Raw genomic sequence first — 13,037 nt, forward strand, 5'->3', positions numbered from 1 at the left:
GGAACACCTCTACCTCGATCAAATGGGTTCAGCCTGCAAGCGAGGGCGTCGGGCCTGTCGACAAGGCCCGGGCGTCAAAGGCTGTCGCCCCCGGCAGGGTTTGCCAGGCCGACGGGCCGGCGGCGATTTCCTGAGCACTCAGCAGGCAGTGGTCGAGTTCGCGCTGCAACGTGTGGGTATCGAGATCCTGGCCGATGAAGACCAACTCTTGCCGGCAATCCCCGACAATGCTGTCCCACTTGGCCATGATGCCCTGCAACCGATATTCATCCCTCGGCCATTGCGACGGCTCGATGAAGTTCCACCAGTGGCCGACATAGTCCCACTGGAACTGCTTGCCGCTCTGCACCAGCAGACCGGTTTCCCGGTGTCGGCTGGCGAGCCAGAAGTAACCTTTGCTGCGCAGCAGACGCCCGTTGCACCAGGGCCGCTGGAGAAAGTCGAACAATCGCTGTGGGTGAAAAGGCGCGCGTTCGCGGTACACCCAGGACGTCACGCCATAGGTGTCCGACTCGGAAGCCGGTGCGTCGCTGGCCTCCATGTGCTTCATCCAGCCCGGCGACGCCGCAAGGCTGGGCAGGTCAAACAGATGGGTATCGAGGAGACTGGATAGCTCAACGTTACCCTGAACCATCGGCACGATCCGCGCGGTCGGGTTAAGGCCGGCGAGAATCCCGTGCATGGCCTGGTAGCCAGGCTCATCGAGCAGGTCCAGCTTGTTGACGAGAATGACGTTGGCGTACTCCACCTGCTCGATCAGAAGGTCCGCCAGATGGCGCTTGGGCGCGTCCTCCTGTGCGTCGTCGCGGACCACGGTGTCCGGCGACTCCAGCAACGCCTGAAAACGACTGCCATCGACCACCGTCACCAACGTATCGAGCCGTGCCAGTTCGCTGAGGCTGAAGCCCTGTGCGTCCAGGAAAGCGAACGTCTCCGCCACCGGCATCGGCTCGGAGATCCCGGTGGATTCAATCAGCAGGTAATCGAAACGCTGCTGGCGTGCCAGGGCACTGATCTGTTCGAGCAGATCGGCGCGCAGCGTGCAGCAGATGCAACCATTGCTCATCTCGATCAACTCATCGCGACCACGGTGCAGTGACACGTCGCGCTGCACCTCTTCGGCATCGATATTGACTTCGCTCATGTCATTGACGATGACTGCCACCCGTAGGCCTTCGCGATTGCGCAGGATATGGTTGAGCAGGGTGGTTTTGCCGGCGCCGAGGAAGCCGGAAAGCACCGTCACCGGCAGTCGGCCCGCCTGGGCGCCGTCCATCATGTGTTCACCGCAGGTTGGTTTGCGGCCTTATCCAGGTAGCTTTCGAACAGGTCGACCACCACGAAACCCTCATCTGCGGCGTCCCCCCACAGGTCCTGTGTGCGAAACTCGACGTGGTAGGTGGGCTGGTGCGCCGCGCTCAGGTCGCCATGGCCAATCGCGTCCGGGAATGGCCATTGCGCGGATGTGCGGTGCAGGACCACGCCTTCCTTGCCACGCACATAGGCGGGCATGCGGGTATGCCCGGCCACGTACTCGTCGCGCACGAGCACTCGGTCGCCCACCTCGAAGTGCGCTCGACCGGTGATCGCCGGACGACCTTCAGCATGCGCGGGATTGGCCAGCTTGAAGTGAGCCCCCAGGGCCTGATCGAGTTCCGCCTGGGTGATGACGCCTGTTTCCACCAGCAGGGTGGCGGTCGCGATGACATAGCGTTCGTAGTACTGGGTGCCGACATGTTGACGAACATCCAGGCGTTCGACGGCGTGGCGTATTTCGTCCACGCTGAACTTTTTCAAGTGATCGGCACCGACAAACATCAGGCTGTAGGCCAGGTGCTCCCAGTCCTGCTTGAACACCTGTTTGTAGCTCAGGCTGTTGATGGTATGAGGGACCTTGCCAAAGCCTTGAAAACCACCGAGATCGTGAAAACCATCCATCGTGAATACCTCTGAAAAGTGAAAGAAACAAAGCGCCCCGGTTACGCTACGTGCGGTAGCGCCACACCGATAAGGACATCCTTGGTGATCAATTTTCGAAGCGCTTCTTCATCCATGGATTCGCTCCCTTCCGGCCGCACAGGCAGCACCAGGTAGCGGCTTTCGGCGCTGGTGTCCCACACCTTGATGGTGACCGAGGCCGGCAGGTGCGTGCCCAATTCCCGCAGCACGGTGCGCCCTTCGCGAACCAGCCGCGCACGGAATTCGAAGCCCTTGTACCACTCCGGCGGCAAGCCGAGCACCGGCCAGTTGGTGCAGGAGCACAGGCTGCACACAATCACGTTTTTCACACTTGGCGTGTCTTCCAGGGCAACGATGTATTCACCCTGCGGGCCGGTGTAGCCAAACTGGGCGCACGCTGCGGTGCCGTCCCTGAGCAGCAGTTCGCGAAACTGCGGGTCCACCCAGGCCTTGGCCACAATCCGAGCACCATTCTCCGGGCTCCATTCGTGCGCCATCAGCTGTGTCATGTGCTCGATGTAACCGTCGGGGATCAGGTCCTTTTGCTTGAGCACTTGCAGTAACGCCTGTGCTCGTTCGCCCGGGGTTGATGTGTTTTTTTCAGGTGTGGTCATGGGTTGATTCCTCATCGTTGATCTTCCAGGCAGCGCCTGACGGCTTATTCTTTTTGCGCTGCTTCTTTTGGCGTTGCAGGACCGGCTAACCGTTTTTCCAGTCAACAGACGCTTCGAACGCCGCGGCAGCCTGGTAAATCGTGCCTTCGGCATAGTGCTTGCCCACCAGCATGAGCCCGACTGGTAAACCGTCTACCAGGCCGCAGGGAATCGACATGGCCGGATGGCCGGTGATGTCCTGGGCGGAGGCGTTGCCGATCATTTCCAGGGCTCGGGCCACATACTCGGTGATCGAGCAACCGGGCTCCGGGTGGGGCTGGGCAATGATCGGCACGGTAGGCATCACCAACAGGTCATAGCGCGCCAATGCCGCGTCATAAGCGGAGCGTGCCAGGCGCCTGAGGTTTTGCGCCTTGGCGTAGAAACGGCCGTTGTAGCGCTCGACACCGTATTGACCGACGAACATGCACAGCTTGAGAGAGGCCGACAGGTCATTCGCCTGGTCGCGCCATCCGGCTTGCTTGTCCAGCAACCCGACGTCATACAGCCCTTTCCAGTTAAAGCCGGCCCCATTGCCGTGCATCATCTGCATCGTCAGGCCCTCACAGCCGATGGGGTGCCACAGCGAACCGGCAATCTTGTGTTCCGGCACCGACACCTCCTCGACCTGCGCGCCCAACTGCGAAAACCGCGCGATGGCATTGCGTACGGACGAGGCCACACGCGGGTCCTGGTTGGCCAGTTCGAAGCCTTCCCGCAGGATGCCGATCCTGAGACCGCTCACGCCGCGCTCCAGGTAATCGCTGTACGTGTCGACCTGCGGGGCGGCTTGTCGCGGATCGAGCCCGTCCGCTCCGGCCATGACCTCCAGCATCAAGGCGTTGTCGCGCACATTGGCGGTGATGGGGCCGGCATGATCGATGGTCGCTTCGATGGCCATGATCCCGGTGTAAGGCACCAGGCCGTGGGTCGGCTTCATGCCGTAGGTGCCGCAGAATGCGGAAGGAATCCGGATGGACCCGCCCTGGTCGCCGCCGACTGCCAGGTCGACCTCGCCCGCGGCAACCAGCGCCGCGCTGCCGGAAGACGACCCACCCGAGGCAAACCCATGGCGATAAGGGTTGTGCACCGGTGCCGGGTCGGAGGTGTGACTGCCACCGGACAGGCAGTAATGCTCGCACGTGGCCTTGCCGAGGATGGTTGCGCCCGCATCCAGCAAGCGGGTGACGACGGTGGCGTCGAACGCTGGAACGTGGCCCTCCAGCGGCTTGGCACCATTCATCATGGGGACGCCAGCCAGTGAAATATTGTCCTTGAGCGCGACCGTTTTACCGGCCAGTTTGCCTTCACGGGCGCCGCTGACTTCCGTCCGGAAGTACCAGGCATTCAGTGGGTTGTGTGCGGCCGATGGGCGATAGCCCGAGCTGCGTTCGTAACGTACAGGGGGGATAAAGTCGGGCAGCTCGTCAATCAGGTCGTAAGCGTCGAAGCTTGACTGCATAAGAAGCAAGTATTCATCAGCTTGCTCGGGGCTGAGCTGCATGTGCAGGCTGCTCGCGATATCCAATAGCTGCTCAAGGGTGGGGCGAACGATTGCCATGGTGGGGCGGTCCTTATCGTCAGTGGCCGAAGAGCACTGCGTACTCGTCAAGATCAGTGGGCCTGGTGCTCAAGATAGTCCGCGCCTCCGGTCGGAGGCTTGGTTGAAAAAGACATCGACTTGGCTGAGCCGGACAGCCCTGCGCCAAGGCCGCAGAGGTCTGCGATGGCTGTCCGGTGGAGGCTTGCGTCAAAAGATGCGGGCGTAACGCAGGTTCATGCGGAAGTCTTCCTTGGCGCCATAGTCCACCGAGAGGTCCTTACCCAACTGCAGTTGGATCTGGTCCTGGGGGGTGACGAATTTGGTGGCCGTCAGGCGGAAGTTGGTTGTCCCCAACTCGTTATCCTGATTGACGTGTTCGACGTTCGTCTCGCCTCCCCAGGTGCGCCCGAAGCCGATAGCAAACGCGGTGGTGGCGTCCGGCATGTAACGGCCCATGATCTGTGCTGCGTAGGAAACGTCTTGCTTCATACGGTCGGCATTCGCACCATAATCAGTGTTGTCGCCATACCAGGTAGCGCCGCCGACCAGGTCCATTGCCCATTTTTCTGTGAAGTGCTTGACGTAGGCGCTCTGCAGTTCGAACTTCCAGCGGTTCTCACCGATGTTAAGCGCGTCATTCTTGTCGTAAGTGCCGGTGGGTACATACACATAGGGGGCGATACTGAGGGTGTCGCGGGCTTCGTTGAGCCGCCACTTGACCGGCGCGGTCAGGATCAAGTCGCCGACGCCACGGGTACTGCCCAGCGTCGAGGCATCACCTCCACTGGAGACGTGCCCGAACGGCAAAAGGAATTGCGGGTCGATGGTGACCGTGTCGCTGAGCGCGTAGACATGGAGCAGACGCAGAATGCCGACGTCTGAGCTCAACCTGTAGTCAGAGCTGACCTTGTGCCCGTTGGCGTAAGCCGAGTCTGTGGTGGAGTGCTGGTAATAAATCGCACCGATGGTCGCGCCGACCGGGTATTGCTCATAGTCGCCAGGGGCTACTTCACCGGCGTTCGCGTGAAGTGCGGGCAACAGGGTGGAGAGTGTCAGCAGGCGAATCTTATTCATCTTTTATTCCTCGCACAGGGAGACCGGGCCACCCGGGGAGGGTGGCCAGGAAGCAGTCATTGGGTTGTAAGCGCCGATGGCGCTCAGGCGGTTGGCGACAGCGCGTCGCGCAACATGCCGGTCTGCGAGTGACAGTTGATGTACTCGAATACCTGGCTCTTGGCGTCTGACACGGACACTTCGTGGTACAGCCGTAACTTTTTCAAACCCGCGGCCACACGGAAGAACGTCACGAAAATACGCAGGTGGGTAGGGTGGGATTCGGCCCAGCGTTCGAGTTTTTCCACCGAGCGCCAATGGCCGATGTTGTAGCTCAGGTCGAGAAAGTTGCCGTCCATGTCGATATTGCGCACGAACCTGTTGCTGTAGCAGCCCAGGGGTTGGCCGTTGTCACGCAGAAAGTCCATGCCGTCCTGCAAGGTCGGCAAAATTTCGTCGAGGTACAGCGAGCGTTCGTCCGCCTCGGCATCCGCCCAATCCTGGCCGGAACGAATCAGTGTGAGGTTGTCATGCCCCAGCACCACGACCCGTCCGCCTTTGGCTGGGTCACCCGCGACCACTTTCAGCTCAGTGGTGGGCTTCATCCAGTCGGTCTGGGAGATCGGGAAGCGGTCGCGCATCGAGCCCCAGTAACCGTGTTCTTCGATCTCGCCACTGGTGGTGTCCATGACTGCGCCGACACCGGGCAAGTTTTCCTGGAAGGCGTACAAGGTCTCGAACTGCTCGGCGCGCGGGGCGGTGATTTCGCGGAAATAGCCCAGGCCGTCACTGAGCCGATCCGGCGAACTCCACCAGTCATTCACCTGGGATGAGCGCAACCAGCGACAGTGGGCGCCAGGGTCTTTCCAGTACCCGACCACAATCAAATTATCAAAACCGCTGCTGTCGGTGTGGTGAGTCAAATCATGGGTTTGCGGGCCATCGGCCAGGCTGAAGCTGCCGACGATATGGCGCATTGCCTGCAATGCAGCCTCGCGCTGGGCCTCGCCACGATATTGCACGCCGAGATAGGCCATCACCACCTGTTCCAGCTGCTCGTCAGCCCGCGCGACCCACATCGGGAACGGCGGTTGATACTCGTCGGGCACACGGCGGGACAGGGTGCGTGGGCATTTGAGATGTGTGTCGATTGCAGATTCCATGTTGAGCTCCTCGTTATTTTCGTTCAGGCCTACGGGTGGGCGTCAGCGCTTCGGCGGCAGGTCGCGCTTGGCGACCTGCCATCGGTGCAGCAGCGTCATGGCCCCCCATTCAATCAACCAATAAGCCGACTCTTCAGGTGCGAGGTCGCGCCTTTGCAGAAGCCAGGAGGAATCAGCCAATCGTTGTGAATAGGGTCGATGCATGGCATGCCTCATCAGCGGTGGGGTGAGCTGCTGTGAGGTGGAAATTAGGCTGGGCGGCGAGGTCGCGCTTTGTTCGACGAGACAACCGTTTGGTTGGCAAAGACAATGCCGAACCGCAATTGCACCGGTGGTCCGCGTTGGTGCACGTGAGCCATCCGCGTGACGTGCAGTGCTTCTAAATGGGGATGGCGGCGAAGGCGATAGCACCGGAGCCTGGCGAAAGTCTCGATGGAAATCACACGGCAGCACCTGAAGAGGCCTGCAACTGCGCTTGGCCTGTTAATTGCTTTTGATGGCTGGAAATTGGCCGCAAATCAAAACCTATCGAGCGTCAATTGCATCGTTGTCGAGGTCGGTGTCATGAACCCAAACACTCAGTATTCGACCCTTGCCGTAACGGCACCCCGTCGCTTTGATTACTGGAAAGAGGTGGTCTGCCGCCATTGCCTGTCGGCAGATAGCAAACCCTTGTCCCAGAGCAGTTTTGATGGCGCGCTTGCCATCAATACTGTCGGCGATCTGGACATCTGTTCGCTGTCATCGCCGCTGCATTACTGGGAACGCTCCGAGCGGCACCTGCGCAGCGGGCCGGCTGAAGATTTATGGTTGGGCTTCTCCCGAAATGGCCATGGACAAATTGAGCAAGGCGGAAGAAAAGCCAACCTGGCAACCGGAAATTTGTTTCTTTATGACGCAACTCAAGCGTTTCGATTCAGCTTCGGTGGTACCGAAAACCACCTGGTCCGTATTCCGCGAGCCTTGCTGACCGAGCGTCTGCCACGGATCGCCGATTACACGGCGATGGTCCTCGACGACCGGCGCCCCGGCGTCATTCCATTGCGTGAAATGTTGCGACAGGCCGCGAGCGCACCGGCGTCGTTGCAGGATGAGCACATCTCGAATCGTTATTCAGGCGCATTGATTGACCTGCTGGTGATCAGCCTGGAACTCCAGGACCTGAAGACAACCCACCAGGAGCTGGACCTCTACGGTCGCATCATGAAGTACATCCAGCGGCACCTGACCGAGCCGGACCTGTCGATTGAAGTCATCGCGCAAGCCCACAATGTGTCCACGCGAACCGTTACGCGCGCCTTCGCGCGGTACCAGAAAACCCCGGTTGCAGAGATTTGGAAGGAGCGTCTGAATGCCAGCCGTGAAGCGATTGAGCGCGGCCAGGTGCGCAGCGTGTCCCAGGCGGCGCTGGACTTCGGGTTTTCTGACTTTTCCCATTTCAGCCACGCGTTTCGCAAGGCCTTTGGTGTTGCGCCGAATACCCTCTTGCGTCGAAGTTGAGGCGCTTGATGCGTAAACGGCTGGCGACTAACCCCGGCTTTCGCTGGCCGTTTCCCGGAACAATCGGGGTGACATGCCAAATGTCGATTTGAAGTGCCGGCTGAAGTGCGAACTGCTGCCATAGCCCCAGGCATAGGCGATCTCGGTCAGTGAACGATGGGCTTGTTCGCGGTTGCGCAGGTCCTCGGCGCAACGGGACAGACGACGCTGCCAGATGTATTCGCTGACACTGCACCCCAACTCATCCTGAAACGCGCGGTGCAAACTGCGCACCGAACACTGCTCCGCGTTGGCGATACGTTCGATGCTCAGGTCGCGGTCAGCCAGGTGGCGCTCGATATAGGCCTTCAGGCGGTTCTGCTTGAAGAAGCGGAAGTCATGTTCGAGTTGCTTTTCTTCCTGCTTGTTCTTCAGCGCGTTGTCCAGCAGCCCGGCGATACTGTCGCCGATCAGTGCCGCCGAGTGGCTGTTGAGCAACGGATAGTGCTGGTAGGCGTCGCTGATCAGGTGCATCAGCATGCGGCCCAGCCCGTGGCGGCCGTTCAGGTGCATGTCGCCGGGCTGTGTCAGTTGCCCGGCGGCGCCCTGGAACAGCAGGAGAAAGTGCTCGCAGCCCTGGGTGCTCGTGACGCTGAAGGGTTTGCCGCAGTCGACCAGCAGCATTTCGTCCGGCGCGACGGTGCTGTGTTGCTGGCCTTGCTCGAAGTGACTGACACCGGCCAATTGAAGGATCAACATGTGGGGGCTGTCGGGGCCGTCAAGCGCCTTGCTCAGGTGGCGCGAATACCGATGGGCACTGGCGGTCATTCGGCAGAAGCGCAACTGGCCCAGGTCACCGTATTCCAGCCTGCCCTGGAAGTTGGCGTCCTGCAGCGGATCGATGCTGGTGGATTCCAGGCGCTTTATATACTCCGGCGTGCGGCCCAGGTGATCGCTCATGAACTCTTTCCACTTCATCAGCCGATCAGAGCGAACAACCTGATCGGTGGACACACAGGCTAGATTATTCATTGTTTCGCCTTTTGTTTTTTGTTTTGGGCTGAAGGGGCAGGGGTGGACCCTGCCCGATCATCACAGACGATCAGAACGGGTAGTGATGGCCCCCGGCTTGCCAGGTGACCCAGTGTGCCCGGGTAAACTCATCCAGGGCATAGTGACCGTTGAAGCGCCCAAGGCCGGAGTTCTTTTCGCCGCCGAACGGCGCATTGGGCTGATCATCGACGGTAATGTCGTTGATATGGGTCATGCCCGCCACGATGCCACGGGCAAAGCTCAGGCCGCGCGCCATGTCACGGGTAAATACCGCACTGGACAGACCGTATTCGCTTGCGTTGGCCAACTCAAGGGCGTGGGCCTGATTTTCTGCCACCATCAGCGGCAGCAAGGGCCCGAAGGTTTCATCGCGGGCCAGGGCCTGGTCGGGGCCCACTTCGCCGAAGACATGGGCCGGCAGCACCAGCCCGCGCGCCTGGCCGCCACACAGTTGCTTTAGGCCGGCTCGTTCGGCGGCGTCGATCTTGCCCAACAAGCCATCGAGCTGACTCTGGTTGACCACTGGCCCGATCACCGTGTCGGCGTGGGCCGGGTCACCGGTCTTGAGATTGCGCACGCGCTCGACCACCAGTGCCGCGAAGTCGGCATACAGCGAGCGGTCGACAATGACCCGGTTGACGCTCATGCAGATCTGGCCCTGGTGCAGGAAGCGCCCGACCACTGCGGCATGTGCCGCTATCTCGATGTCCGCATCCGCCAGCACCACCAGCGGCGCGTTACCGCCCAGCTCCAGCGCCACGCGCTTGATGTGCTTGCCGCCGGTGGCGATACGTCCGACATTACGGCCCACATCCGTGGAGCCGGTGAAGGAGATCAGGCTCGGTATCGGGTGCTCGACGAACGCATCGCCAATCTCCGAACCTGCGCCGACCACCACGTTCAGCGAGCCCGCCTGGAAGCCGGCTTCTTCGAACAGGTGGGCAATCAGCAGGCCGCCGGTGACCGCCGTGTCGCTGGCCGGCTTGAGTACCACGGTATTGCCCAGCGCGAGTGCCGGGACCACTGAGCGCATGCTCAGGTACAACGGGAAGTTCCAGGGGCTGATCACACCGACCACCCCCAGGGGCTCGCGAAACACGAAGCTCTGTTCGCCAGGCTTGTAGCTGGTCAGGATCCGGCCCTCGACCTGCATCGGCAGGGTTGCGCACTCGCGCACCAGGTTGAGGGTGAATTGCCATTCCATGCCCGCCTTGATACGGGTGCTGCCCGACTCATGGATCAGCCAGTCGATGATTTCTTCGCGACGGTTCTGGATGACCTGGGCGAGTTTTTCCAACTGCGCACTGCGTTGGGTCGGGTGCAGCGCAGCCCAGTCGGTTTGCGCGCGCCGGGCGGCCTGGTAGGCGTCGTCCAGGTCGGCCACCGAGGCCAGGGGCATTTCCAGCAAGGACTCGCCGTTGAAGGGGTTGCGGTCGTCCAGGCGTCGTGCAGAACGACCTGTACGCCAGGAGCCATTGATGTACTGGTCGCCGTTGATGGCGTAGGCCGCGATGATTGGAGTTGTCATAGTCTTACCTTAGAGGCAGGTAGCCGCGTCAATTTAAGGGGAGGAGAGGGCAGGCCCTGTGGTTGAACGTATTCAGCTTCGGATCCAGGCGCGACCCCAGGAGTTGAGGGTGTATTCCTCTTGCGGCCAGACCCCTGGTGGACGGCTGGCTTCGGTGATTTCCAGCTCGGCCGAGAACTCCAGGCGGTTGCGATCAGCGTCGACCACCATGAAGAACAGATTGTTGCCGGGACCGTGGCGACCCGGGCCGAAGAACAGGGTGATGCGTTCCTTGGCGAAACGGTCGCCCCAGTCGCGAATGTCGTTCCATTCATTGGTTTCGTAGCAATGGTGGTCCCATTCGTTTTTCGAGCCGCGGAAAAACGCCAGCGAATGGTGCTCATCGTCCGAGCGCAGGAAACAGGTGGTGAGCTGGCCGCTCTGCTCGTCCACCACATTGTCCGAGACGGTGAACCCCACTGTGTTGACGTAGAAGTCGATCATCGCTTCCAGTTCGGTGGTCTGGAACACCACGTGCTGCAGGCGTCCCGGCATGCCGCTGGGGTTGGCCGTGGATGCGTTGCGGGCGACGCCAAAGACGGTTTGCCGTCCCTGGGGATCACGGATTTGAAAGGCGCCCGGTTCCAGCAAAGGCGAGTCCAGCGCTTCGACGCTGCACCCTTTGCCGACCAGGCGCGCGTGCAGCTCGCTCAAGCGCGGCTGGCTGCCCAGGTCGTACGCTGCGGCGAGCAGGCCGCTGTGGTCGGCAGGCGAAATCAGCATGGCTCGCTGGGGTCCCTGGAGCAGCCAACTGCCGTCGGCTTGCGCCAGGCCATCCATGTCCAGCAGACGCCGATAGAACTCGACTTGCTGCTGGGGATCTTTGCTTGCCAGGTGCAGATAGCACAGGCGTGCGGGTGTGGAAGTCTGCAAGGTTTGCATAAACACCTCTGGGGCTGAAGGTTCAGGGGTACACGGGCGCCATGCGTGGCTCGGCCGCGCAGTTGTTCGTCAGGGAGATGCCGAACAGCGCCTGCAATGATTCGGCGGTCTGGTCCTGGGTGGCCATGTCGAAGATGGCGGCGATATAGCGATCAGGGCGCAGCAGCAGAAACTGCTGGCTGTCGCCGAGCACGCCCTTGAGCGCCTCTTCGCGGTCTTGCACTACGGTGCAGCCCGGGAGCGATGGCAGTGTCTGCCAGTGCGCGGGCAGGATCAGGATGCGCTTGGCTTCCAGGTGGTCCCAAAGACCGTGGTGCAGTTGATCAAGACGCTGGTGGGCAGGGTCGCCATATTGAATAAGGGCAAAGCCGTCCCCGATACTCGCGTCCAGCAGGTGGGCGTGGCCTTGGGCGTCGGTCAGCAATGGCTGAGGAAACATTTGCCCACAGGCCAGCGTTCCCGCCTTGCCCTCGGGCAGCACCAGGCCTTGGGTAAATCGCGGTTTGGGTTTGAAGCGCATTTGCAGGAAATAGTCCCGCAGCGGTGGCACCAGCCCTATCAATGCGAAGGCCGCGCTGATCAAGCGAGCCCGCAGTACGGTGGCCGGGGCCATGACCACGCCCAGGTTCAGGGCCAGCTTGATCAAGGCCCAGGCATGGTCGCGCCGCTCGCTTTCGTAGGACAGCAGGGCGGTCGCGGCCATTTTGCCCTTGATGACGCCGATCAGCTTCCAGCCAAGATTGTGGGCATCGCGAACGCCGCTGTTCATCCCTTGCCCGGCGTAGGGCGGGGTCAAGTGCGCGGCATCGCCGGCGAGAAAGACGCGGCCCACCTGCCAACGCTCGGCAACGCGTGCATGAAAGGTGTAGACCGTCTTGCGCACGATGGACACCGGGGCATCACCCTTGAACGGACGAAGCAGTGTGTGCAAACACTCGGGGCTGAGGGCCTGCGCATCGGCTTCTCCAGGCTTGAGCAGGAACTCGAAGCGCCGTGTACGGTGCGGGCCGGGTACTTCCACGACCGGGCGTCTGGCATCGCAGTACACGCGGGTCTGCCAGAACGGGTCGTCGTCCTGGTCGGTATCGACCACCAGCCAGCGTGAGGCGAAACTGGACCCGACCATCTCGATCCCCAGTTGCTTGCGCACCGGGCTGCGCCCGCCGTCGCAGGCGACCAGGTAGCTGGCCTTGACGTCGAGCAGTTGGCCATCGGCGCCCATGATCAAGGCACGCACGCCGTGCTGATCTTGAGTGAACTCCAGCAGTTCGTGATTGAAGCGTGCTGTCAGGCTCGCAAAACGCTCAAGGCCGTTTTTCAGCGTGCTTTCGAACAACGGCTGGCGAAAGGCATTACGTTTGGGAAACCCATACACCTTGCCGGTGGGCTCGACCTTGCCAAAGCAACGACCGCCCGGGCGGGTAAAGTAGTGCACGCCGTAGCCGGGCACCACGTCGCGCAGTACGGCGTCATCCAGCCCGATCGCCTGCATGGTGCGCAGGGATTCATCGTCGATCGAGACGGCGCGGGGTTCGGTCACGGTGCCGGCCTTGCGGTCGATGATCAGCGTGTCGACATTGGCCTGGCCGAGTAGGTTGGCCAGGGTCAGCCCGGTGGGACCGGCACCGATGATCAGGACTTGAGTGCTGAAGCTGTTGAGGGTTGTCATTATTATTCCCTTCCAA

General features: G+C 61.2%; 12 protein-coding genes. 1 reads left to right on the top strand and 11 read right to left on the bottom strand.

Annotation, left to right across the window (positions count from 1 at the left end; translation table 11 throughout):
• Positions 1–28 precede the first annotated feature (28 nt).
• The 7 genes from D109_RS0122705 to D109_RS1000000134640 form a co-directional block, all read right to left on the bottom strand.
• Positions 29–1,279: a GTP-binding protein gene (locus D109_RS0122705; RefSeq protein ID WP_026078161.1), complete on the bottom strand. Its 1,251-nt coding sequence runs from the start codon at positions 1,277–1,279 to the stop codon at positions 29–31.
• Complete coding sequence (nthB, locus tag D109_RS0122710) at positions 1,276–1,938, bottom strand: nitrile hydratase subunit beta (RefSeq protein WP_017478885.1); 663 nt, start codon at positions 1,936–1,938, stop codon at positions 1,276–1,278. The genes D109_RS0122705 and nthB overlap by 4 nt, the downstream gene beginning before the upstream one ends.
• A gap of 41 nt (positions 1,939–1,979) precedes the next feature.
• Positions 1,980–2,573, bottom strand: coding sequence for a nitrile hydratase subunit alpha (gene nthA / locus D109_RS0122715; RefSeq protein ID WP_017478886.1), 594 nt, complete (start codon positions 2,571–2,573; stop codon positions 1,980–1,982).
• 85 nt (positions 2,574–2,658) lie between these two features.
• Positions 2,659–4,173: an amidase gene (locus tag D109_RS0122720; protein WP_017478887.1), complete on the bottom strand. Its 1,515-nt coding sequence runs from the start codon at positions 4,171–4,173 to the stop codon at positions 2,659–2,661.
• A 189-nt stretch (positions 4,174–4,362) separates the two neighbouring features.
• Positions 4,363–5,229, bottom strand: a complete 867-nt coding sequence (locus tag D109_RS0122725; RefSeq protein WP_017478888.1) for a transporter — start codon at positions 5,227–5,229, stop codon at positions 4,363–4,365.
• 83 nt (positions 5,230–5,312) lie between these two features.
• Positions 5,313–6,371, bottom strand: a complete 1,059-nt coding sequence (locus tag D109_RS0122730; RefSeq protein WP_017478889.1) for a phenylacetaldoxime dehydratase family protein — start codon at positions 6,369–6,371, stop codon at positions 5,313–5,315.
• 42 nt (positions 6,372–6,413) lie between these two features.
• Positions 6,414–6,575 (bottom strand): hypothetical protein, encoded by a 162-nt coding sequence (locus tag D109_RS1000000134640; RefSeq protein WP_177325534.1) that lies wholly within the window; start codon positions 6,573–6,575, stop codon positions 6,414–6,416.
• Positions 6,576–6,935: 360 nt separating this feature from the next.
• On the opposite strand from D109_RS1000000134640, the gene D109_RS0122735 reads away from it, so the two are divergent.
• Complete coding sequence (locus D109_RS0122735; RefSeq protein WP_026078162.1) at positions 6,936–7,871, top strand: helix-turn-helix domain-containing protein; 936 nt, start codon at positions 6,936–6,938, stop codon at positions 7,869–7,871.
• A 27-nt stretch (positions 7,872–7,898) separates the two neighbouring features.
• Here the strand turns inward: D109_RS0122735 and D109_RS0122740 are convergent, their stop codons facing one another.
• The 4 genes from D109_RS0122740 to D109_RS0122755 all read right to left on the bottom strand — a co-directional run bounded on the left by D109_RS0122740 (position 7,899) and on the right by D109_RS0122755 (position 13,021).
• Positions 7,899–8,882, bottom strand: a complete 984-nt coding sequence (locus tag D109_RS0122740; protein ID WP_026078163.1) for a helix-turn-helix domain-containing protein — start codon at positions 8,880–8,882, stop codon at positions 7,899–7,901.
• A 70-nt stretch (positions 8,883–8,952) separates the two neighbouring features.
• Positions 8,953–10,431, bottom strand: a complete 1,479-nt coding sequence (locus tag D109_RS0122745) for an aldehyde dehydrogenase family protein (protein ID WP_017478892.1) — start codon at positions 10,429–10,431, stop codon at positions 8,953–8,955.
• Between the two features lie 72 nt (positions 10,432–10,503).
• Positions 10,504–11,352, bottom strand: a complete 849-nt coding sequence (locus tag D109_RS0122750) for a VOC family protein (protein ID WP_017478893.1) — start codon at positions 11,350–11,352, stop codon at positions 10,504–10,506.
• Between the two features lie 22 nt (positions 11,353–11,374).
• Positions 11,375–13,021: a bifunctional 3-(3-hydroxy-phenyl)propionate/3-hydroxycinnamic acid hydroxylase gene (locus tag D109_RS0122755; RefSeq protein ID WP_017478894.1), complete on the bottom strand. Its 1,647-nt coding sequence runs from the start codon at positions 13,019–13,021 to the stop codon at positions 11,375–11,377.
• Positions 13,022–13,037 lie beyond the last annotated feature (16 nt).

It is taken from the genome of Pseudomonas sp. PAMC 26793, assembly GCF_000313235.1.
Taxonomy (GTDB): domain Bacteria; phylum Pseudomonadota; class Gammaproteobacteria; order Pseudomonadales; family Pseudomonadaceae; genus Aquipseudomonas; species Aquipseudomonas yamanorum.